The 21,531-nt window shown below is 74.1% G+C and carries 16 protein-coding genes; 13 read left to right on the top strand and 3 right to left on the bottom strand.

From position 1 onward, the window contains the following. Positions 1–251: 251 nt before the first annotated feature. Genes ACIBVL_RS41150 through ACIBVL_RS41140 form a run of 3 tightly spaced genes read left to right on the top strand, consistent with a single transcriptional unit; the run spans position 252 to position 5,283 of the window. Positions 252–887, top strand: coding sequence for a hypothetical protein (locus tag ACIBVL_RS41150; protein WP_399106025.1), 636 nt, complete (start codon positions 252–254; stop codon positions 885–887). Then, entirely contained in the window at positions 887–3,127 is a 2,241-nt protein-coding gene (locus tag ACIBVL_RS41145) for a bifunctional serine/threonine-protein kinase/ABC transporter substrate-binding protein (protein ID WP_399106023.1), read from the top strand. The genes ACIBVL_RS41150 and ACIBVL_RS41145 overlap by 1 nt, the downstream gene beginning before the upstream one ends. After that, positions 3,127–5,283 (top strand): bifunctional serine/threonine-protein kinase/ABC transporter substrate-binding protein, encoded by a 2,157-nt coding sequence (locus tag ACIBVL_RS41140; protein ID WP_399106022.1) that lies wholly within the window; start codon positions 3,127–3,129, stop codon positions 5,281–5,283. Before ACIBVL_RS41145 ends, ACIBVL_RS41140 begins: the two co-directional genes overlap by 1 nt. A gap of 10 nt (positions 5,284–5,293) precedes the next feature. Here ACIBVL_RS41140 and ACIBVL_RS41135 read toward each other — a convergent pair whose 3' ends face one another. Together ACIBVL_RS41135 and ACIBVL_RS41130 are read right to left on the bottom strand one after the other, a co-directional pair. Then, on the bottom strand, positions 5,294–8,221 hold the full coding sequence (locus ACIBVL_RS41135) for an AAA family ATPase (protein WP_399106020.1): 2,928 nt from the start codon (positions 8,219–8,221) through the stop codon (positions 5,294–5,296). Positions 8,222–8,348: 127 nt separating this feature from the next. Beyond that, positions 8,349–9,008 carry a hypothetical protein gene (locus ACIBVL_RS41130; RefSeq protein WP_399106018.1) on the bottom strand — a complete coding sequence of 220 codons (660 nt, stop codon included), beginning with the start codon at positions 9,006–9,008 and terminating at the stop codon, positions 8,349–8,351. A 341-nt stretch (positions 9,009–9,349) separates the two neighbouring features. Between ACIBVL_RS41130 and hisC the strand changes: the two genes are divergently transcribed. Further along, on the top strand, positions 9,350–10,396 hold the full coding sequence (hisC, locus tag ACIBVL_RS41125; protein WP_399106016.1) for a histidinol-phosphate transaminase: 1,047 nt from the start codon (positions 9,350–9,352) through the stop codon (positions 10,394–10,396). A gap of 5 nt (positions 10,397–10,401) precedes the next feature. Then, on the top strand, positions 10,402–12,072 hold the full coding sequence (locus tag ACIBVL_RS41120) for an aldehyde dehydrogenase family protein (RefSeq protein ID WP_399106014.1): 1,671 nt from the start codon (positions 10,402–10,404) through the stop codon (positions 12,070–12,072). 12 nt (positions 12,073–12,084) lie between these two features. Here the strand turns inward: ACIBVL_RS41120 and ACIBVL_RS41115 are convergent, their stop codons facing one another. Beyond that, positions 12,085–12,555 carry an Lrp/AsnC family transcriptional regulator gene (locus ACIBVL_RS41115; protein ID WP_399106048.1) on the bottom strand — a complete coding sequence of 157 codons (471 nt, stop codon included), beginning with the start codon at positions 12,553–12,555 and terminating at the stop codon, positions 12,085–12,087. 150 nt (positions 12,556–12,705) lie between these two features. Between ACIBVL_RS41115 and pdhA the strand changes: the two genes are divergently transcribed. The 8 genes from pdhA (at position 12,706) to ACIBVL_RS41075 (ending at position 21,514) form a co-directional block, all read left to right on the top strand. Then, on the top strand, positions 12,706–13,827 hold the full coding sequence (gene pdhA / locus ACIBVL_RS41110; RefSeq protein ID WP_399106012.1) for a pyruvate dehydrogenase (acetyl-transferring) E1 component subunit alpha: 1,122 nt from the start codon (positions 12,706–12,708) through the stop codon (positions 13,825–13,827). 5 nt (positions 13,828–13,832) lie between these two features. Beyond that, on the top strand, positions 13,833–14,852 hold the full coding sequence (locus ACIBVL_RS41105; protein ID WP_399106010.1) for an alpha-ketoacid dehydrogenase subunit beta: 1,020 nt from the start codon (positions 13,833–13,835) through the stop codon (positions 14,850–14,852). Next, a complete protein-coding gene (locus ACIBVL_RS41100) occupies positions 14,849–16,141 on the top strand; it encodes a dihydrolipoamide acetyltransferase family protein (RefSeq protein ID WP_399106008.1) in 1,293 nt (430 codons plus the stop codon). Before ACIBVL_RS41105 ends, ACIBVL_RS41100 begins: the two co-directional genes overlap by 4 nt. 80 nt (positions 16,142–16,221) lie before the next feature. After that, positions 16,222–17,931: a phenylacetic acid degradation protein PaaN gene (gene paaN / locus ACIBVL_RS41095; protein WP_399106006.1), complete on the top strand. Its 1,710-nt coding sequence runs from the start codon at positions 16,222–16,224 to the stop codon at positions 17,929–17,931. Continuing rightward, positions 17,921–19,102 carry a thiolase family protein gene (locus tag ACIBVL_RS41090; protein WP_399106004.1) on the top strand — a complete coding sequence of 394 codons (1,182 nt, stop codon included), beginning with the start codon at positions 17,921–17,923 and terminating at the stop codon, positions 19,100–19,102. The genes paaN and ACIBVL_RS41090 overlap by 11 nt, the downstream gene beginning before the upstream one ends. Then, a complete protein-coding gene (locus ACIBVL_RS41085; protein WP_399106002.1) occupies positions 19,099–19,845 on the top strand; it encodes an enoyl-CoA hydratase/isomerase family protein in 747 nt (248 codons plus the stop codon). The genes ACIBVL_RS41090 and ACIBVL_RS41085 overlap by 4 nt, the downstream gene beginning before the upstream one ends. Then, positions 19,842–20,708, top strand: coding sequence for a 3-hydroxyacyl-CoA dehydrogenase family protein (locus ACIBVL_RS41080; protein WP_399106001.1), 867 nt, complete (start codon positions 19,842–19,844; stop codon positions 20,706–20,708). The genes ACIBVL_RS41085 and ACIBVL_RS41080 overlap by 4 nt, the downstream gene beginning before the upstream one ends. Then, entirely contained in the window at positions 20,699–21,514 is an 816-nt protein-coding gene (locus ACIBVL_RS41075) for an enoyl-CoA hydratase/isomerase family protein (protein WP_399105999.1), read from the top strand. Before ACIBVL_RS41080 ends, ACIBVL_RS41075 begins: the two co-directional genes overlap by 10 nt. Positions 21,515–21,531: the final 17 nt, after the last annotated feature.

Raw genomic sequence — 21,531 nt, 5'->3', positions numbered from 1 at the left:
CGTCCTCCCTGCCCGCCGTCTACAGTCGAGGCGTCGGGCGGCGCCAACGGTGTTGAGGGGACTGAGTGACAGACAACACCCAGGCAAAGCCGGGCGGTTGGGCGGCCTTGCTGGTGACGGTGGTTCTGCTGGCCGGGTGTTCGGCTCAGGGGGCGGACAACGGGGCCACACGCAAGAGCGGTTCGCCCGCAGCCAGTGCTTCGCCGAGTGCGCGGGCGACTGCGTCGGGCGGCTCCCCCGACGCCACTGCCGTGTTCACACCCGATGCCTCCCTCGTCCCCCGGACCTCGAAGGACGGGCTCCTGCTGGCCGACTCCGTCGTGCTCGCCCCGGACGACTGGGGCCGCGGGTTCGTCGCCCGGTCTCCGGCCGAGAGCACCCCGGGTACCTGGGCCGTGCTGGACGAGAACTGCCGGTGGGATCGGGAGCGGCTGCCGCGCGGGGTGCTGGCGAGCACCTCCCGCTACAGCCGGCTGCCGGCCGGCGGGGGCAAGGGCGCGGTCAGGGTGACGGCCGTCGCCACCGTGCACGCCTCCGCCCTCGGCGCCGACGAACAGCTGAGCACCACTCTCGAAGAGGTGCTGCGCTGCCCGCAGCAGCAGCCCCGGTCCGAGGAGCGGATCACGGGCCTGATGTCGCTCGGCACCCCCTTCGGCGCCCGCGCACAGGAGTACGCCGACGACTCGGTGCTGGAGGCCGGCGAGTACGTGGAGAACGGCGGTGCGGCACAGCCGTACCGGTGGATGCTCGCGCGGCTGGGCACGGTCGTCGTGGCCGTCTCGGTGACCGGCGCGAAGGGGAACACCGCGCAGGAACTCGAACAACTGGGCAGCCAGGCCCTCGCTCAGATGCTGACGCGCGTCGAGCAGCGGCTGAAGGGGAAGTGATGGAGCCGCTGCGTACCTCCGACCCCGCCAGGCTGGCGGGCTACCGGCTGCTCGGACGGCTCGGCGCGGGCGGCATGGGTGTGGTGTACCTGGCCCGCTCGGCCGGCGGAACCCTGGTCGCGCTGAAGGTGATCCAGGCCGAGTACGCCGAGGACACCGATTTCCGGGAGCGGTTCCGGCGTGAGGCGGACACCGCCCGCCGGATGACCAGCCCGTGGGTGGCGTCCCTCGTGGACGCGGACCCCGGGGCGGCGCAGCCCTGGCTCGCGACCACGTTCGTCCCCGGTCCCTCGCTCGGCGAGGCCCTCGCCGCGCACGGGCCGCTGCCGGTGCCGAGTCTGCGAGTGCTGGGGGCGCGGCTCGCCGAGGCGCTGCGGGAGCTCCACGCCGCCGGTCTCGTGCACCGGGACGTCAAGCCCGGCAATGTGCTGCTGGCGCTGGACGGACCGCGGCTGATCGACTTCGGAGTCGCCCGCGACCCCGAGGACACCGCGCTGACCTCGACCGGTGTCGTGGTCGGCACGCCGGGCTTCCTGCCGCCGGAACAGGCGCGGGGCGGGCGGGATCCCGGGCCGGCCGGGGACGTCTTCTCGTTGGGCTGTGTGCTGGCCTTCGCGGCGACCGGCCGCCCTCCGTTCGGGACGGGGTCCGTCGACGCGCTGCTGTACCGGACCGTGCACGACGCGCCGGATCTGGAGGGTGTTCCGGCGGAGCTCGTCGAGGTGGTGGGCTCCTGTCTGGAGAAGGACCCGGAGCTGCGGCCCACGGCCGGGGCCCTGTCCGAGGCCCTCACGGTCACCCCACCCGCCTCTCCTCCGGATCCCCGGGAGGCCCTGAGAGCCGTACGTCCCCCGGAGCCCGAGGACGAGTCGGCCCCCGGCGACGCGGTCTGGCTGCCCGAGCCGCTGGTCAGACTGATCGCGGAACGCTCGGCCGCCGGACTCGCGCTGCCCTCCGTCGACGACACCGAGGTCGACGCCGCCTCCGCCGCCACCGTTCCCTCGGACACCAGGACCGCGCCGCCCGGCGTCGGCAGACGCCGTCTCCTGCTCCTGACCGGGGGCGCGGCGGTCCTCACGGCCGGGGGCGGACTGGCCGCGTGGACGGCGCTCTCCGGTGACGGCGACACCGCCGACGCCGCCCCGGCGGCCACCGGTCCCGTGCACACCCTCGGCCTGCACGCCGACCTCACCGGCGAGCAGAAGGCGGTCGGCCGGGCTCAGGAGCGGGGACTGCGGCTCGCGGTCGACGCGTTCAACTCCCGCGCGGACAAGCCGTTCACGCTCGCCCTGAGGACGGTGGACGACGGCGGCGATCCGGCCCGGTCGGTCGCGGCGGCCAAGAAGCTCGTCGCCGACCGTTCCGTGCTGGCCGTGATCGGTCCCACCACCGACGCCACCGCCCTCGCCTCGCTGGCCACGTACGACGCCGCCTCGCTGCCCCTGATCGCGGTGTCTCCCGGCGCCACCGTGCTCACGGTGATGGGCAGCCGGTCCTTCCTGCACGCCCGGGTGACGGACACGATCCTGCCGTTCTATCTCGACGCTTATCTGCGCGGCACCGCCAAGTCGCGCACGGTCGGAATCGTCGACGACCGGGCGGCGGACGCCTACGCCTGGGAGATCAGCAGCACCCTCGCCAACATCCTGCGCAAAGAACGTCAGCCGGCCGTGCCGAAGGTGGTCAGCGCCCTGCGCACCGACTTCGGGCCGACCCTGGACGCCCTGCTCGACGGCGGCGCGGACTCGGTGGTCTTCGCCGGTTACCACGACCGGGCCGCGCTCCTGGCCCGGGAGCTGACGCGTCGTGGCTTCGAGGGGGCCCGGACCGCCGCCCAGGGGGTGCTCGACGCCCGGTTCCTGTCCGCCGCCGGGGACGCGGCCGACGGCTGGGTTCTCGTCGCCCCGGTCATGGACGCCACCGTGGCGCCCGAGGCGAAGGAGTTCAGGGCCGCGTACCGCAGGCGTTTCGGCGCGGAACCGGAGCGGTACGCCGTCGAGACGTACGACGTGGCGCAACTCGCGGTGCGCGGTCTGCGTTCGCTGGCCGCAGGGCGCCGTACCCGGCAGGACCTGACGACGGCGCTGCGCTCGGCCACGTACAAGGGGATCAGCAGGAACCTCGCCTTCGACAGCACGACCGGGGCCCTGGTGATCGACGGCAGCGGTGTCTACCTGTGGAAGGTCGAGGGCGGCCGGTTCGCGTACCAGGGCGTGGCGCCGTACCAGGTGTCCACCTGATGGAGCCGTTGCGCGGCGCGGACCCGGCCCGGATCGCGGGCTACCGGCTGCTGCGCCGGCTGGGCGCGGGCGGCATGGGGGTGGTGTATCTGGCCCGCTCTCCCGGAGGCGCGCTCGCCGCGGTGAAGGTGATCCGCGCGGCGCACGCGGACGACGCGGGCTTCCGGGCCCGTTTCCGCCGTGAGGTGGAGACGGCGGGCCGGGTCGCCAACCCCTGGGTGGTGCCCCTGCTCGACGCGGACCCGGACGCGGAGTCCCCGTGGCTCGCCACGGCTTTCGTGCCGGGGCCGTCGCTGGCGGAGGCGGTGCAGGAGTGCGGGCCGCTGCCGTTCGGGACGGTCCGCGTCCTGGGGGCGCGGCTGGCCGAGGCGCTGGACGCGGTGCACGGGGCGGGGCTGGTGCACCGGGACGTCAAGCCCGGCAATGTGCTGCTCGCCGTCGACGGGCCCCGGATGATCGACTTCGGCATCGCCCGGATGCCGGAGGACACCGCGCTCACCGCCAGCGGGATGGTGGTCGGCTCCCCCGGGTTCCTCTCTCCCGAACAGGCGCAGGGCAGGGGCCGGGAGATCGGTCCGGCCAGTGACGTCTTCTCGCTCGGCTGTCTGCTGACGTACGCCGTGACGGGCGAGCGCCCCTTCGGTCGGGGCTCCGCGGCAGAGACGCTGTTGCGTACGGTCCATGACGAGCCGGACCTGGACGGCGTACCGGAGCCGTTGCTGCCGCTGCTGCGGGGCTGCCTGGCGAAGGAGCCCGGCTCCCGGCCGGCCGTGGCGGACGTACGGCGGGCCCTGGACGGAGCGGGCGAGGGCGGGGGCTGGTTGCCGGAGTCCCTGACCCGGCTGATCGCGCGGCGTTCGGCGGCCGTGCTCGCCCTGCCCGCCGTCGAGGCGACCGAGGTGTCCGGTGCGACGACGACGATCGACCCGGACCCCCTGCGCGGCCGGGGGTCCACGCGCCGCCGCTTCCTGGTGCTGGGCTCGGCCGCCGGGGTCCTGGCGGCGGGTGGAACGGCGGCCTGGTGGACGGCGCGAAGTCCTCGCGGCACCTCGGCCCGAGGAAGCGGAAGCCGGCTCCCGCGGCTGGTGGTCGCCCTGCACGCCGACCTGAGCGGCAGCGGCCGTACGACGGGCCGCGCCCAGGAGAACGGCGTCCGGCTCGCCGTCGACCACCTCAACTCCCGCACCGGCCGCGGCTTCGACCTGGCACTCCAGGTGCACGACGACGAGGGCGGCACGACCCGGGCCCGGCAGGTCGCCCATGGGCTGGCGGCCGACGACCGGGTCCGCGCGGTGCTCGGACCGACCTCCGACGCCTGCGCGAAGGCCACCCTCGGCCTCTACCAGCAGGCCGTGCTGCCGATGGTCACCGTGTCGGTCGGACTCGACGAGGTGTCCCCCACGACGTACCGGGTGTACGCGGCCACGCGCCCCGGTGACGCGACCCTGGCGGCGCCGGTCGTGGCGTACCTGGTCCGCACCGCCGCGGCCCGCAGGACGGTGCTGATCGACGACTCCGCCGAGGGTGACTTCAGCTGGCGGCTGTGCTCCGGCGTCGACGAGGCCGTGCGGTCCGGGCAGCGCACCACGGTCACGCGCACCCTCGCCGCCGAGGACGACGCGGACCGCGACTTCCGTGCCCTCGCGCAGTCGGTGACGGAGACGGGCGCGGACGCGGTGGTGTTCGCCGGCGGGTACGCGCGGGCGGCCCGGTTGGCCCGTGCGCTGCGCTCCGCCGGCTACTCCGGTGCACGCCTTGCCACCCAGCGCGCCCTGGACCCCCGCTTCCGCACCTCGGCGGGCGAGGCGGCCGACGGCTGGGTGTTCGCCGCCCCTTTCCTCGATCCGACCGGGGTGCCGGCCGCGAAGGCGTTCGTCTCCGCCTACCGGGCACGCTTCGGCAGCGCCCCGCCCTGGTACGCCGCCGAGGCCTACGACGCGACGCTCTTCGTGGCCCGTGCGATGACGGACCTGGGCGCGTCCGGCGCGGAGCGGGGCGCGATCGCGGGCCGGCTGCGCGAGACCGACTACCGGGGGATCACCAAGAGGCTGCGCTACGACGCGTCCAGCTACCGCTACACGGACGCGATGTACCTGTTCCGGGCGACCGGCGGCGGCTTCCGCTGTCTGGGCGAGTACCGGGACGCCACGGCCTGAGCGCCATGATTCAGGTTCGCCGGTCGAGGGCGGCCCGCGTCATGAGGCCGGCCAGCGCCGAGCGGGAGGACACGGAGGTCTTCCGGTAGATGGCCGACAGGTGCGTCTCGACCGTACGGCGGCTGAGGTACAGCTTCGTCGCGATGGCCTGGTTGCTCAGGCCTTCGGCGACGAGTTCGGCGATCTCCCGCTCCCGTGCGGTCAGCTGGTCGAGCTCCGTGGGTGCCCGCAGTGGTTCCTCGGTCCGGGGGCGCACGAGCCCGGCCAGGTCGGACAGCAGTCGCGCGCCACCGGCGTCGGCGATACGGCCGGCCCGTTCCCACATCGCGACGGCGCGCGGCACGTCACCCGCGGCCTGCGCCTGGACCGTCGCCAGCAGCAGGGAGTACGCCTCCCAGAGTGTCGCGCCGGACGGGGCGTACGCCTGCGCGGCGCGCTCGAAGAGGTCCGCTGCCGCACCGCTGTCACCGTGGTGCTGGGCGAGCGCCGCCCGGGCGCGCAGGGCCGCCCCGCGCTGACCGTGAAGACCCATCCGGTCGGCTTCCGCCACGGCTCGTGCGGCCCAGCGCGCGGCCTGCTCGGCGTCACCGATCGCGAGGGCGGTGCTGACGAGGGTGTCGAGCTGGCCGGGGCGGATCGAGGGCTGAAGTCCCAGGAGTTCGGGGCCGCCGGCCCTCAGGATGGCGTCCTGCGCGCGGTGCGGGTCGCCGCTGACGAGCGCCGTGTGACCGAGCACGCACCCGGCCAACGACCCCCACCAGTGGCCGCTCCCGCCGGCCGCGGCCGCGGCCACGGCCTCCTCGGCGGTCGCCAGGGCCCCGGGGTCGCCCAGGGGGCGGCGCAGGAGGAGGATCAGCGCCTTGAAGCAGAGGGTGAACGCCAGGAGGTCGCCGCTGCCGATGGCCCGGGCGACGGCTTCCGCCTCCTCGGCCGACTCCAGGGCGGACGGCAGCCGACAGGTGTTGAGGTGCACGAAGGCCCTGCTGCTCAGCAGATGCGGCAGGACGTGCACCTGGCCACTGCGGCGGGCGATGTCCAGACCGCGGTCGGCATGGCGTTCCGCGTCGGCATGGCGCTCCAGCAGGGCTTCCGCCCAGGCCAGCCACACCAGCGACTCGCACAGTTCGGTGAGGTTGGGGTCGGTCAGACCGTCGGCGATCCCGGCGGCGGCGTCGGCGAACCGGCGGGCCGCCGCCGTCTGCCCTTCGTAGGCCTCGCCCAGCGACGCCAGCGCCAGTGCCCCCAGCTCTCCCATGAGGTCGCCGTGGTCGCGGGCCACCGCGAGTGTCCGCTCGATGTCGTCGCGTACGGCGGGATAGGAGACGGTGTTCAGGGCGGCCATGCCCAGCGCGAGCCCCAGGGAGACCGCCTGGCGGGGCTCGGGGCCGGGGCTGCGGAGCAGTTCACGCCGCAGGAGGGCGATGGCTTCCGGGGAGTGTCCGAGGTGCCGTTCCATCATGGCGCACAGCGCTATCGCGTCCCCGCGCAGTGGTGCGTCGTCCGGTCCTGAACCGCTGATCAGCGCGTGCAGCAGATCGCGGCTCTCCCGCAGACTGCCGCCCACGCCGAGCGCCCTGGCGCGCGCCAGCGTCAGCTCGCCGCGCCGCCGCGCGTACTCGGGTGTGTCCGGCATGAGCCGGAGGACGACGTCCAGCAGATGGGCGGCGGTGGCGGGCGCCGTGTGGGCGAACTGGGCCGCCGCCTCGCTCAGTACGGCCGCCGCCCCCGGGTCCCAGCCGGTCAGCGACCGCTCGACGTGATGGGCCCGCTCGGCCGCGGAGGCGCCTGCCCGCGCCAGCGCGTCGGCCGCGCCGCGGTGGATCTCGGCACGACGGGGTGCGGCGGTGTGCTCGTAGACCAGTGCCCGCAGCAGGGGGTGGCGGAGGGTCCAGCGGCCGTCGGATCCGGTGCGCAGCAGATCGCGCCGCGCCAGCGCGTCGACGCAGTCGTCGAGTTCCTCCGCGGTGGCGGTTCCGGTGGTCAGGCTCAGCAGCGTCGCGGAGGTGGCGTGGTCCCCGAGGACCGCCACTGCTTCGACGGTGCGGCGCTGCAGCGCGGTCAGCGCGGTCAGTTCGTCCAGGAGCAGCGAGGCCAGTCCGCTCGGCACCCCGGAGGCGGCGGCGTCCTGGCTCCGGACGGTGGTGCCGTGCGCCGACGAGCCGTGCCGGTAGGCGTGCAGGAGGGAGAGGAGGTACAGCGGGTTGCCCTCGCTGGAGTCGTAGATCTCCTTCGCGTCGCCCGCCGGCAGATCGGGGGCCAGCGCCTCGATCGAGTCCCGCTCGGGCAGTGGCCGCAGCGCCAGGGGCATGACGGCTTGGCTGTCGACGCCACGTGTCAGGGCGGCCACGAGCGAGTGCGGTGTCTGCCGGCCCCGACGGGCCACGACCAGAAGCACCCGGCCCCGCACGGGGTGCCGGATCAGATGGTCCAGCAACTCCAACGACGCGGGATCCGCCCAGTGCAGATCGTCCAGGGCCACCACCAGCCCGCCCCGCTCCCCGAGCGCTGTCAGCACGTCCGCCACGGCACGGTAGAGGCCGAATCGATCGCGGTAGGCCGTGCCCGAGGCGTCGCCCCGCGCCCGGTCGGAGCCGCGCAGCACCGGTGCCGCCGCCTCGGGTACGTCGGCCGCGTCGAGAAAGGCGCGGTCGACGTCGGCGAAGGCGTCCGTGAACGTCTGGAACGGCGTGTGCCGTTCGTACTCCGTGGCCCTGCCCCGCAGCACGGTCAGCCCGCGCTGCCGGGCCCGGGCGCAGAGCTCGCTCAGCAGTCGGCTCTTCCCCATGCCGGCGTCGCCGGCGACGTCGACGACAGCGGGCCCGCCGTCCTGCCCGAGACGGTCGATCAAAGAGTCGAACCGTGCGAGTTCCTCGGCTCTGCCGACCAGCTTGGTCGCCGTCTCGTCCCACGCCGGCACCAGGGCGCCTCCGTTCCCCACCGAATCGCATGATCATATGCGTCTTCGGATCCCCGTCGTTTTTCCGTCCCGAGCCCGGCGAAAGCCGTCCCAGGGGTAATACGCCGCACACCCGGTCACGGTTGCGGAGCGGCCCCGAACGGGCCGGTCACGGGTGGCGGGCGTCCCACTCCGTCGACCTGCTGGGTGAGGGGCTCGGGGCCGACCCGCCGGGATCGCACGCTGCGGGATCCCGGGGCGGGAGGAGCCGGTGCACGGCGACCCGCTCCGTCCGGAACCGCACGTCCGCGTCTGCGGCGGTGGCCGGGTCCGGCGTCCGGCGCGGCAGTTCCCCGGTGCTCAGGGGTGCGCCCGCGTACACCGCGACGAGGACCCCGGCACAGGCGCCGTCCGCTCCGGCGGGAAGGCCGGTGGGGAAACTGACGGTACGGGTCCGGCTTCCGTCCGTGGACAGCCGGTAGCGCATGACGGACGACATCTCCGTGCCCCTCGCCGTGGCCGTGAGGGTCCAGAACTGGGTCTGTACCGCGAGCGGTCGGCACAGCACCCGGACATCGCCCGTTCGCGGGGCGCGGACCACGACCGACGCGCCCTCGTACGACGGGTCGGCCCCGTCGCCGGTCCCGCGAAAGACCACCGCCGTCCGCAGCCAGGCAGCCTGTTCCCGTCCCGACCAGTCGCCGTCGGCGCGGCAGCCGCCGGTACGCGCGCCCGCGGACGCCTGCGAGCAGCCGGCCGCGAGCAGGGCGAGGGCCGCCGCGCACGCCGTCAGGGCTCCGTGGCGGAGGCGGGTCTGGGTGCTGTGCATGGTCTCCCTCGATCGGAACGGGACAGGCCGCGGACATCGCGGCTCGGGCGGCGAGCAGTCTGCGCGGCGCCGGCCCGCCGCGGGGGCCTCGATGGCCCGCTGTGTCCGTTACGTGATCAAGGAGACGGCCCGGTGCCCGTCTGAGGGCGCGCCGTCCGTCTCGCGCCAAAGGTCCCGCGGGGCTCCCGGTGAGACGGTTTGCCGATCTCCGGCCTCGATTCCGGCGATTCGTAGCCGAATTTCCCAAACAGTTGAGCGCTTGTCGTCCACTGCTCACGATTTCCCTGTCAAGTGCCCGGCGGCCACGCCGCGGGCCCCAGCGCTGCAGAAGCGAGTCCGGCATGGTGCGTGTCCGCGCGTCTCTGTCCCAGCTGCCCGCCTACGTCCCGGGCCGCAAACTGCCCGGGGCCATCGTGCTGGCCAGCAACGAATCCCCGTACGGGTTGCTGCCGGGGGTGGCCGCGACCCTCACGGAGACCGCCGTCGGCGTGTCGCGTTATCCCGATCTGCATGCCGCCTCGCTCGTCGAGGCCCTGGCCGAGCACCACGGGGTCGAGCCGGACTGGATCGCGGTGGGCGCCGGTTCCTCCGAGGTGTGCGGGCAACTGCTGCACACCGTCGTAGGGCCGGGTGACGAGGTCGTCTTCGGCTGGCGGTCGTTCGAGGCCTACCCGATCCTCACCGCCGTCGCGGGCGGTACGGCGGTGAAGGTGCCGCTGCGCGATCACACCCTCGACCTCGACGCCATGGCGGCGGCGATCACCTCCCGGACCCGGCTGGTCTTCGTGTGCAATCCCAACAACCCGACCTCCACGGCGGTGGGCGCTCGGGCCCTGACCGACTTCGCGGACCGGGTGCCGCCGGACGTGCTGATCGTGGTCGACGAGGCCTACCGGGAGTACGCCGATCCCGCTCGGGTCCCCGACGGCCTCGCCCTCCTCGGTGACCGGCCGAACGTGGCGGTGCTGCGGACCTTCTCGAAGGCGTACGGCCTGGCCGGGCTGCGCGTCGGGTACTGCGTGGCGCAGCCCGCGATCGCCGCCCATGTGCGCCGGACGCAGGTGCCGTTCAGCGTCAGCGCCCTCGCCCAGCGGGCCGCCGTCGTCGCCCTCGGCGAGGAGGCGGAGGTCGCCCGGCGGGCCGCCCTGACGGTCGCCGAACGCGACCGGGTCACCGCGGCGCTCCGCGCGCTCGGCCACGACGTGCCCGACTCCCACGCCAACTTCCTGTGGCTGCCGCTCGGCCAGGACAGCGGGGACTTCGCCCTGCACTGCGCGTCCGGGAAGGTCATGGTCCGCCCCTTCCTGGGCGAGGGCGTCCGGGTGACGATCGGGCTGCCGGAGGAGAACGACACCCTGCTCGCGCTCGCGGCGAGCTGGAGAGGCTGACGGCCATGCGCCCCGGCCCCTACGAACGGCACCGCGAGCTGCTCCAGAGCGTGGTCCGCGCGCTCGCCGCCGGTGAGTGCCGGCACCCCTTCGCCGAAGCCACCGGCCAGGACGCCGCCGACGCGGGCATGCGGTCGACCCGCACGGCGGGGAAGGTGTTCCGCTCGCTGCTGGGGCGGCCCTTCGAACTGGGGCAGCCCGGCGAACTCGGCCTCGTGGGCACGGAGTCGTCGCCGTACGGCGTCCGTCTGGCCATCGTCTACCCGCGGTGCGATCCGGCGGAGCTGGTCGCGGCCGCCGGACGGGCGGCGGCCGGCTGGCGGGCCGCCGGGCCGTACCAGCGCGCCGGGCTCGCGGTGGAGATCCTGCGGCGGCTCAACACCCGCAGCAACGAGCTGGCCCTCGCGGTGCACCACACCACCGGCCAGCCGCTGCTCGCCGCGCTCCGCGCCGCCGGACCGCGCGCCCAGGATCGTGCCCTGGAGGCGGTGGCCCAGGCCTTCGCCGAGTCGGAGCGCGTCCCGTCCGACCTGCACTGGGAGAGCGCGGGAGGACGCGGTGTGCGGCCGCGCGCGCTGCGGGGCACCTGCACCCTGGTGCCGCGCGGGGTGTCCCTGCTCGTCGGCTGCCCCGACTTCCCGCTCTGGAACGGACTTCCGGGGCTCTTCGCCAGCCTGGTGACCGGCAACCCCGTCATCGTCGCTCCGCACCCGCGCTCGGTGCTGCCGCTGGCGATCACGGTACGGGTCGCCCGGCAGGTACTGGCGGAGGCCGGACACTCCCCGGACCTCGTGACGCTGGCGGTCGCGGAGCCGGAGCGGCAGCTGCACCGGCGGCTGGCCACGGACCCGGCGGTGCGCATCGTCGACTTCACGGGCAACGCGCGCTTCGCGGACTGGCTGGAGCAGCACGCCCGCCAGGCCGCCGTGTTCGCCAACAGGACCGGACTCAACACCGTGGTCGTGGACTCGACCGACGACTACCGGGGCCTGGTGCGGGGTCTCGCCCTCTCCTCGTGCCTGTGCAGCGGCACGGTGCGCACCACACCGCAGAACATCCTGGTACCCGAGCGGGGCTTCGACACCGACGAAGGCCACAAGACCCTGCGGGACCTCGGGGCCGACCTCGGCGACACCGTGGACCGCCTGCTCGCGCATCCCGCGCGCGCGACGAGGATGCTCGGTGCGGTCACCGCCGACGAGGTGCGCGCCGCGCTGACGGAGGCCGCGCGGTACGGCCCGGTCCTGCACGCCTCCGGCCCCGTGGCCCACCCCGAGCACCCGTACGCCGACCTGCGCAGCCCGCTGCTGGTGCGGCTGCGCGCCTCGGACGAGCGGGTGTACACGCGCGAGTGGCCCGGGCCCGTGTCCTTCCTGGTGGGCACCGACTCGACCTCGCACAGCCTGGCGCTGCTGCGGCACACGGTGGCGCGGCACGGCGCGCTGTACGCCTCGGTGCACTCCACCGATCCGCTGGTGCTGGCGGCGGCCGAGACGGCGGCACTGGACGCCGGGGTGCACCTGGTGGAGAACCTCGACGACCTGCCGGCCGACCCGTCCTCGGCGCTCGCCGACCTGCCGGGGGGCGGCGCGCATTTCGTCACCGGGAGGTTCCGCGTGGTGCGCTCGCGCAGACACGCACCACAGGCGGCCGCCGCCGAGCTGCTCAACGTATGACCGCTCCGCTCCTCAGTCCGTCCAGGTGGCGCCGCGCCCCCGCACCTCGTCGAAGACCAGCCAGGTGCGGGTGGAGCGGACGCCGGGCACCGCCTGGATGCTCTCCAGCACGACCCGGCGCAGCACCAGGTTGTCCGGAGCGCGCACCAGCACCAGGACGTCGAAGTCGCCCGTCACGAGGGCGACATGCTCCACATAGGGGATCGCGCGCAGTTCGCGCGAGATGTCCCGCCAGGCGTTCTGCTCGATGCTCATCGTGACGTAGGCGCTCGTCCCGAGGCCCGCCCGCTGGGCGTTGAGCTGCGCGGTGAAGCCCGTGATGACGTCCTCGGCCACGAGTCGGCCGATGCGTGTGTAGGCGTTCGCCCGGGAGATGTGCACCTGCTCGGCCAGGGCGCGGACCGAGATCCGGCCGTCCTGGAGGAGCCGGCTCAGGATCTGCCGGTCGATGTCGTCGAGCGGGACGGCAGTTCGTCCGGCCATCGAGGCGGTGGGCACGCTTTCCTCGGACACTTTGTTCTCCCAGACCCATGGTTTCGGCAGTTCATCGCCTGTTCTGCCGAGCTATTGAACACATATTCCGCGATGGTCACCATTCTCCTGTCAAGTGTCCAGAGAAAGCGAGTGCCCTCCATGTCCGTGAAGAGCCTCCGCCAGACGGTCCAGGGCCTCCTGCCGTCCCTGACGCCGGTGCGGTTCGTGGCCGAGGACGGCACCCCGGTCACCAGGCAGCCGGCCGAGTACACCGAGCCCCCGGTCGAGGCCCTGCGCGAGGCCTGGCGGCGGATGGTCCTGGGCCGGCGGTTCGACACCCAGGCGACCGCCCTCACCAAGCAGGGCCGCCTCGCCGTCTATCCGTCCAGCCGGGGCCAGGAGGCCTGCCAGATCGGCGCGGTGCTCGCGCTGCGCCCCGACGACTGGCTGTTCCCGACCTACCGTGACTCCGTCGCCCTGGTGACGCGCGGCATCGACCCGGTCGAGGTGCTGACCCTGCTGCGCGGCGACTGGCACTGCGGCTACGACCCCGCCGCCACCCGGGTCGCCCCGCAGTGCACCCCGCTGGCCACCCAGGTGCTGCACGCGACCGGCATGGCCGAGTCCCTGCGCCGCAAGGGCACGGACGGTGTGGCGATGGCGCTGATCGGGGACGGGGCGACCAGCGAGGGCGACTTCCACGAGGCGCTGAACTTCGCCGCCGTCTTCCGCGCGCCGGTCGTCTTCTTCGTGCAGAACAACAAGTACGCGATCTCCGTGCCGCTGGCCCGGCAGACCGCGGCGCCGGCCCTCGCCTACAAGGGCATCGGCTACGGGGTGCGCTCCGAACAGGTCGACGGCAACGACCTGGTCGCCGTGCTGGCGGTGCTGGCCTCGGCCGTCGAGCACGCCCGCGCCGGACACGGTCCCGTCCTGGTCGAGGCGCACACCTACCGCATGGACGCGCACACCAACGCCGACGACGCCACCCGCTACCGGGAGGACGACGAGGTCGACCAGTGGCGGGCCGCCGACCCCGTCGACCGCCTGGAGGCCTACCTGCGCTCACGCGGCGCGCTCGCCGACGAGGACGTGGCGGCGCTGCACGAGGAGGCCGAGGAGCTGGCCGCGCGGGTGCGCGCGGGTCTGAACGCGGACTCCGTGCTGGACCCGCTGGAGCTGTTCGACCACGTGTACGCCGAGCCGACCCCTCAACTGCGCGAGCAGCGCGCCCAACTGGCGGCCGAGCTCGCCGACACCACCCAGGCCCAGGAGGACTGACGACGATGGCCAAGGTCACGATGGCGCAGGCGCTCAACACCGCCCTGCGCGACGCGCTGCGCGAGGACGAACGGGTCCTCGTCTTCGGCGAGGACGTCGGCCCGCTCGGCGGGGTGTTCCGCATCACCGACGGGCTGACCCGCGACTTCGGGGAACAGCGCTGCTTCGACACCCCGCTGGCCGAGGCCGGCATCGTCGGGCTGGCGGTCGGCATGGCCATGGGCGGGTTCCGGCCCGTGGTGGAGATGCAGTTCGACGCCTTCGCGTACCCGGCGTTCGAGCAGATCGCCTCGCACGTCGCCAAGACCCGCAACCGCACCCGCGGCCGCATCGGCCTGCCGATGGTGATCCGTGTCCCCTACGCCGGCGGCATCGGCGGAGTCGAGCACCACTGCGACTCCAGCGAGGCCTACTACGCGCACACGCCCGGCCTGAAGGTCGTCACCCCGGCCACGCCCGAGGACGCGTACTGGCTGCTGCGGGACGCGGTGGCCGATCCCGATCCGGTGGTGTTCCTGGAGCCGAAGAAGCTGTACTGGTCGCGCGAGGACACCGACCTGGAGACGCGCGGGGCGCCTCCGTTCGGGAAGGCCGCGATCCGACGAGCGGGGCGCGACGCCACCGTCGTCGCCTACGGCCCCTCGGTCCCGGTGGCCCTCGCCGCGGCCGAGGCCGCCGCCGGGGACGGCATCGAGCTGGAGGTCGTGGACCTGCGGACGCTGGTGCCCTTCGACGACGAGACCGTCACGGAGTCGGTCCGCAGGACCGGGCGCTGCCTGGTCGTCCAGGAGGCCCAGGGCTTCGCCGGCGTCGGCGCGGAGATCGCCGCCCGGGTGCAGGAGCGCTGCTTCCACTCGCTCGCCGCGCCCGTGCTGCGCGTGGCCGGCTTCGACATCCCGTACCCGCCGCCGAAGCTGGAACACGCGCACCTGCCCGGCGTCGACCGGATCCTCGACGCCGTCGACCGTCTGCAGTTCACGGACGAGCCCGACACCCGGCACCTTCTGAAGGAGGCGGTCGCATGACCACCGCGGCGATCGACGAGCAGCTGTTCCGGCTGCCCGACCTCGGCGAAGGGCTGACCGAGGCGGAGATCGTCGAGTGGAAGGTGGCCGTGGGCGACACGGTGACGATCGACCAGATCGTGGTCGAGGTGGAGACCGCCAAGGCCGCGGTGGAGGTGCCGGTGCCGTACGCGGGCACGGTGCTGCGGCTGCACGCGGAGGCGGGCACGGCGCTCGGGGTGGGGGAAGCCCTGATCACGGTGGGGGCGGGGGCACCGGCTCCCGAAGCCGCCGCCGCGCAGTACCGCGAGGAGGAGCGGGCCGGCTCCGGCAACGTCCTGATCGGCTATGGCACCGGGCACGAACCGGCGCCCCGCCGACGCCGTCGGCGCCCGGCCGCCGAGGCGGTGACGACCGCGCCGGCGCCGGTGGCCGAGCCGCACGCTCCCCGTGTCGTCTCCCCCCTCGTGCGACGGCTGGCCCGGGACCACGGCATCGACCTCGCCTCGCTGGCACCCTCCGGTCCGGCCGGGGTCGTGCTGCGGCGGGACGTGGAAGAGGCCGTCGCCCGCAGCACACCGGTCCCGAGCGAGCCCACGCCGGAGCCGGCCTCCGACGGCCCCGTCCGCATCCCGCTCCGGGGCGTCCGCAAGACCGTCGCCGACAAGCTCGCGCGCAGCCGGACCGAGATCCCCGACGCCACCACCTGGGTCGACGTGGACGCGACCGGCCTGCTCCAGGCCAAGAAGGCGCTGGAGGCCGCCGAACCGGGCCGCCGGGTCGGGCTGCTGGCCCTGCTGGCCCGGATCTGTGTCGCCGGCCTGCGCCGCTATCCCGAGCTGAACTCGGCGGTGGACACCGAGCGCCGGGAGATCCTGCGCTTCGAGGAGGTGCACCTGGGCTTCGCCGCCCAGACCGAACGCGGGCTGGTCGTCCCCGTCGTCCGCGACGCCCACCGGCTGACGACGGTCCAACTCGCCGCGGAACTCGCCCGGTTGACCGAGCTGGCCCGAACCGGGAACCTGCCGCCCGACCGGCTGACCGGGGGCACCTTCACGCTCAACAACTACGGCGTGTTCGGCGTCGACGGTTCCACACCCATCATCAACCACCCCGAGGCGGCGCTCCTCGGTGTGGGTCGTATCGTCGACAAACCCTGGGTGGTGGACGGCGAGTTGGCCGTCCGCAAGGTCACGCAGCTGTCGTTCAGCTTCGACCACCGGGTCTGCGACGGCGGCACCGCCGGCGGCTTCCTGCGCTTCGTGGCCGACTGCGTGGAACGCCCGGCGATCCTGCTCGCCGACGTCTGACCCTGCCCTCCCCTTTCCCGCGCCCCGCACCGGGGCGCATCGCACCCACCAACCGACCGAACGTTCGGCCTGGAGCTCTCATGTCCCCCGACCAGCACCCCGACTTCTTCGCCCGCCACGCGGACCTGCTCCACCAGGCCGTGGCCGGCACCGCCGACCGCGGCTACTGGACGCCGTACCCGGAAGCCCCGAGCACCTCCGCGTACGGAGCCGGAGCACCCGAGTCTGGCGAGGCGGCGTTCCGCGATCTCCTCGACCGGCCCTTCCCCCTCGACGGGCACCCCACCACCGGCACCGTCCCGGCCACGGAGGTGTCGCCGTACGGCTTCCCCCTCGGCATCAGCTACCCGCATCTGGCGCCCGAGGCAGCCGTGGTCACGGCCAAGTCGGCCGCCCGCGCTTGGCGTTCGGCGACTCCCGACGTCCGGGCCGGCGTGGCGGCCGAGATCCTGGCCCGGCTGAACGCGGCGAGCTTCGAGATCGCGCACGCCGTCCAGCACACCACCGGACAGCCCTTCGTGATGGCCTTCCAGGCGGGCGGCCCGCACGCCCAGGACCGGGGGCTGGAGGCGGTCGCGTACGCCTGGGAGGCGCAGCGGCGCCATCCGGCCACCGCGCGCTGGAGCAAGCCCCGGCGCCGGGGAGGACCGCTGGTCATGGACAAGTCCTTCACGCCGGTCGGCCGGGGGGTGTCCGTGCTCGTCGCGTGCAACACCTTCCCCACCTGGAACGGCTATCCGGGCTTCTTCGCGAGCCTGGTGACGGGCAATCCGGTGATCGTCAAGCCGCACCGGCGGGCCGTGCTGCCGCTGGCGATCACCGTGCGGATCGCCCGCGAGGTGCTGGCGGAGGCCGGCTTCGACCCGGACGTGGTGCTGCTGTCCGCCTCCCGCCCCGAGGAACGCACCGCCCCCGCCCTGGCCACCCATCCCGACGTGCGGATCGTGGACTTCACCGGTTCCAGCGAGTTCGGCGACTGGCTGGAGGACAACGCCCGCCAGGCCGTCGTGCACACGGAGAAGTCGGGTCTGAACACCGTCGTCGTGGACTCCACGGACGACTACGCCGGGCTGCTGCGCAACCTCGCGTTCTCGCTGTCGCTCTACAGCGGGCAGATGTGCACCACCCCGCAGAACATCCTGGTCCCGCGCGACGGGTTCCCCACCGACCAGGGGCCGCGTACGGCCGAGGAGTTCGCCGCCGATCTGGGCTCCGCCCTGGACGACCTGCTCGGTGACCCGGCCCGTGCCACCGCCACCCTCGGCGCGATCGTGAACGACGGTGTCCTCGCGCGTCTGGAGGAGGCGGCAGGCCTGGGCCGTACCGCCCACCCCTCGCGACCGGTGGCGCACCCCGACCATCCCGACGCCGTCCTCCGCACTCCGCTGGTGGCGCTGCTCGACGCGGAGGCCGACGAGAAGACCTATACGAGCGAGTGGTTCGGGCCGGTCTCCTTCGTGATCGGCACCGACGACACCGCGCACTCCCTGCGTGTCCTGCACGACACCGTACGGCGCCACGGCGCGCTCACCGCCTGCGTGTACGCGAGCGGCGAGGACGTTCTCACGGCGGCGCGGGAGACGGCCCTGGAAGCGGGGGTGCACCTGTCGGAGAACCTGACCGGCGAGGTGTTCCCCAACCAGTCCGCCGCCTTCAGCGACTTCCACGGCACCTCGGCCAATCCCGCCGCCAACGCGACCCTGACCGACCCCGCGTTCGTCACCGGCCGCTTCTCGGTCCTCCAGTCCCGCCGTCACGCACCCGCCCAGGAGCACGCCGATGTCCGATGAGGTCTACCTGATCGACGGGGCCCGTACCCCGCAGGGCCGATACGGCGGGGCGCTGGCCTCCGTACGCCCCGACGACCTGGCCGCGCTGGTCGTCGGCGAGGCCGTGCGACGCGCCGGGATACCCGCCGACTCCGTGGAAGAGGTGATCCTCGGCGCCGCGAACCAGGCCGGTGAGGACAACCGGGACGTCGCGCGGATGGCCGTCCTGCTGGCCGGGCTTCCGCACACCGTGCCCGGGTTCACCGTCAACCGGCTGTGCGCCTCCGGGCTCACGGCCGTCGCGTCCGCCGCGCAGACGGTACGGGCGGGCGAGGCCGACCTGGTCGTGGCCGGCGGGGTCGAGTCGATGACCCGCGCGCCCTGGGTGATGGCCAAGCCCGGCACGCCCTGGTCGAGGCCGGGCGAAGTCCACGACACCTCGCTCGGCTGGCGCTTCACCAATCCCCGCTTCCCCGCCACGGCCACCCTGTCGATGGGCGAGACCGCGGAGGAGGTCGCCGCCCTGGACGGCATCACCCGTCTGGAGGCGGACTCCTTCGCGCTGCGCAGCCACCGGCGCGCGGTCGCCGCGCAGACGGCGGGCCGTTTCGCGGCGGAGATCGTCCCGGTGCCGGTGGCCGACGGTGAGGTGACCCAGGACGAGGGGCCGCGTCCGACCACCACGCTGGAGAAGCTGAGCGGCCTGCGCACCGTGTTCCGCGAGGGCGGCATCGTCACCGCGGGCAACTCCTCCCCCCTGTCCGACGGGGCCGCCGCCCTGGTGGTGGCGAGCGGGGCCGCGGTGGAGCGGTACGGACTCGCCCCCAGGGCCCGGGTCGTCGCCGCCGCCTCGGCCGGGGTCGAGCCCCGTCTGATGGGGCTCGGTCCCGTACCGGCCACCACCAGGGCACTGGACCGGGCCGGCTGGACGGCCGGCGACCTCGACGCGATCGAACTCAACGAGGCCTTCGCCGCCCAGGCACTGGCGGTCGTACGCCGGCTCAAGCTCGACCCGGACCGGGTCAACGCCGACGGCGGCGCCATCGCCCTCGGCCACCCCCTGGGCTGCTCCGGCACCCGCGTCCTGCTCACCCTGCTGGGCCGCCTGGAACGGGAAGGCGGCCGACGGGGCCTGGCGACCCTCTGCGTCGGGGTCGGACAGGGCGTGGCGATGCTCGTGGAGCGCGTATGAGCACGTACGAGACGCTGACGGTCGAGGAGCGTGCGGACCGGGTGGTGGTCACCCTGCGCCGGCCCGCCGCCCGCAACGCCATCAACAGCCGCATGATCGCGGAACTGCACCGGGTGTGCGAGGACTTGGAGCGCACCCCGAAACTGCTGCTGATCACCGGGCACGGCGGGGTCTTCGCCGGTGGCGCGGACATCGCCGAACTGCGGCGGCGCGGCCGGGACGACGCGCTGCGGGGGATCAACAGCCGTCTGTTCGAGCGGGTGCGCGCGCTGCCCCTGCCGACGGTCGCCGCCGTGCCGGGCTGGGCGCTCGGCGGCGGCGCCGAGCTGGCGTACGCCTGCGACCTCAGGATCGCCGGACCGGACGCGGTGTTCGGCAACCCCGAACCGGGGCTGGGCATCCTCGCCGCCGCCGGTGCGTGCTGGCGGCTGCGCGAACTGGTGGGCGAGTCGGTGGCCAAGCAGGTCCTGCTCGCCGGGCGGAACCTCGACGCCCCGGCCGCGCTCGCCTGCGGGCTGGTCCTGGACGTCGTACCGGCGGACCGGCTGATCGACGAGGCGCACGCGCTGCTGGACCGGATGTCCCGCTCCTCGGCGCTCGCCCTGCGGCTCACCAAGCTCGTCACCGATTCCGGCGGGGCCCATCCCGTGGCCGACGACCTCGCCCAGGCCGTGCTCTTCGAGAGCCAGGACAAGGAAGAGCGCATGACGCGCTTCCTGGAGAAGAAGGGAGGCCGGGCATGACCTCGGCTTCGACCCCGCCCTCCGTGGTGGGGGTGATCGGCGGCGGCCGTATGGGCGCCGGTGTGGCGCAGTCCTTCGCGGCCGCCGGATCACGCGTGGTCGTCGTGGAGCGCGACGGCTCCGCGGCGGTCACCGCCCTGGAGCGGATCGACAAGGGACTCCGGCAGGCGGCCGAGCGCGGGACGCTCGGCGGGCCGCCGGACCTCGACGTGCCGGACCGCGTCACCGTCGTCTCCTCCATCGCCGAACTGCCCCACGACACCGACCTGGTCGTCGAGGCGGTCCCCGAGAACGCCGCGCTGAAGGCCGAGGTGCTCGCCGCCGCCGAGAACGCGGTGCACGACACGTGCGTGCTGGCCAGCAACACCAGCTCGCTGTCCGTCACGGAGCTCTCGGCGGCCCTGAGGCGCCCGGGGCGTTTCCTGGGGATGCACTTCTTCAACCCCGTGCCCGTCTCCGCCCTCGTCGAACTGGTCCTGGCCCCCGGCACCGACACGGCGACGCTCGACGCGGCGATCCGCTGGACGCACGCCCTCGGCAAACAGGACGTCGTCGTCCAGGACTCGCCGGGCTTCGCCAGCAGCCGCCTCGGCCTCGCCCTCGGACTCGAGGCGATCCGCATGGTCGAGGAGGGAGTCGCCGACCCCGAGGCCATCGACACGGCCATGTGCCTCGGCTACCGGCATCCGATGGGGCCGCTGCGCCTGACCGACGTGGTGGGACTCGACGTACGGCTCGCCATCGCCGAGCACCTGCACGCGACACTCGGCGAGCGGTTCGCGCCGCCGCGGCTGCTGCGGGAGAAGGTCGCCCGCGGGGAGCTCGGCCGCAAGAGCGGTCAGGGGTTCTACCGATGGCAGTGAGCGAAATCCCCACCTCGCACGGCGTGTCGTACGAGGTCACCGACGCCGTGGCCGTGCTCGAGCTCCGCGGACGCGCGACCGGCAACGCGCTCGACGCACACCTGCGCAGCGCCCTTCTCATGGCCGCCCGGCGGCTGACCACGGACGCCCGGCGCGAGGTACGGGCGGCTCTGATCACCGCCCGCGGCCGGCACTTCTGCGTCGGCCAGGACCTCAAGGAACACGCTCACCTGCTGACCACCTCGCCCGCCACCGCCTTCGCCAACATCCCCGACCACTACAACCCGCTGGTGAAGGAGCTGCACGCGCTGCCGATCCCGCTCGTCGTCGCGGTCGAGGGCTCCTGTGTCGGCGCCGGACTGGGCCTCGCGCTCTGCGCCGACCTGCGCGTCGCGGCCGAGGGCGCCCGCTTCGCCACCGCGTTCGGCGGTGTCGGCCTCGCCTCGGACTCGGGCGTGGCCCGCGCCCTGGCCCGGCAGCTGGGCCCCTCCCGCACCGCGGGACTCATGCTGCTCGGCGACACCTTTTCCGCGCGGGACGCCGAGCAGTGGGGGCTGGTCCACCGCGTCGTCGCGGACGGCTCGGCCGCCGCCGAGGGCGTGGCCCTGGCCCGCGCGCTGGCAGCCGGGCCCACCGCCGCGCACCGGGAGACCAAGACGCTGCTGCGGTCGGCGGCCACCACGACCCTGCCGGCGGCGCTGGAGCGCGAGTCCGTCGTCCAGCGACGCCTCGGCACCACCGACGACCACCGCGAGGCGGTCACCGCCTTCCTCGAACGGCGAGGCCCGGTCTTCCGCGGTCGTTGACCGCCCGTCACCCATGA

Source organism: Streptomyces sp. NPDC049687, assembly GCF_044465285.1.
Lineage (GTDB): Bacteria > Actinomycetota > Actinomycetes > Streptomycetales > Streptomycetaceae > Streptomyces.
This window is presented reverse-complemented; position numbering and strand designations above follow the sequence as displayed.

Excerpts from the sequence above, each read along its gene's own strand:
- ACIBVL_RS41145 (WP_399106023.1), top strand. The coding sequence starts at position 887 with ATGGAGCCGCTGCGTACCTCCGACCCCGCCAGGCTGGCGGGCTACCGG.
- ACIBVL_RS41140 (WP_399106022.1), top strand. The coding sequence starts at position 3,127 with ATGGAGCCGTTGCGCGGCGCGGACCCGGCCCGGATCGCGGGCTACCGG.
- ACIBVL_RS41130 (WP_399106018.1), bottom strand. The coding sequence starts at position 9,008 with ATGCACAGCACCCAGACCCGCCTCCGCCACGGAGCCCTGACGGCGTGC.
- hisC (WP_399106016.1), top strand. The coding sequence starts at position 9,350 with ATGGTGCGTGTCCGCGCGTCTCTGTCCCAGCTGCCCGCCTACGTCCCG.
- ACIBVL_RS41120 (WP_399106014.1), top strand. The coding sequence starts at position 10,402 with ATGCGCCCCGGCCCCTACGAACGGCACCGCGAGCTGCTCCAGAGCGTG.
- ACIBVL_RS41115 (WP_399106048.1), bottom strand. The coding sequence starts at position 12,555 with ATGGCCGGACGAACTGCCGTCCCGCTCGACGACATCGACCGGCAGATC.
- pdhA (WP_399106012.1), top strand. The coding sequence starts at position 12,706 with ATGTCCGTGAAGAGCCTCCGCCAGACGGTCCAGGGCCTCCTGCCGTCC.
- ACIBVL_RS41105 (WP_399106010.1), top strand. The coding sequence starts at position 13,833 with ATGGCCAAGGTCACGATGGCGCAGGCGCTCAACACCGCCCTGCGCGAC.
- ACIBVL_RS41100 (WP_399106008.1), top strand. The coding sequence starts at position 14,849 with ATGACCACCGCGGCGATCGACGAGCAGCTGTTCCGGCTGCCCGACCTC.
- paaN (WP_399106006.1), top strand. The coding sequence starts at position 16,222 with ATGTCCCCCGACCAGCACCCCGACTTCTTCGCCCGCCACGCGGACCTG.
- ACIBVL_RS41090 (WP_399106004.1), top strand. The coding sequence starts at position 17,921 with ATGTCCGATGAGGTCTACCTGATCGACGGGGCCCGTACCCCGCAGGGC.
- ACIBVL_RS41085 (WP_399106002.1), top strand. The coding sequence starts at position 19,099 with ATGAGCACGTACGAGACGCTGACGGTCGAGGAGCGTGCGGACCGGGTG.
- ACIBVL_RS41080 (WP_399106001.1), top strand. The coding sequence starts at position 19,842 with ATGACCTCGGCTTCGACCCCGCCCTCCGTGGTGGGGGTGATCGGCGGC.
- ACIBVL_RS41075 (WP_399105999.1), top strand. The coding sequence starts at position 20,699 with ATGGCAGTGAGCGAAATCCCCACCTCGCACGGCGTGTCGTACGAGGTC.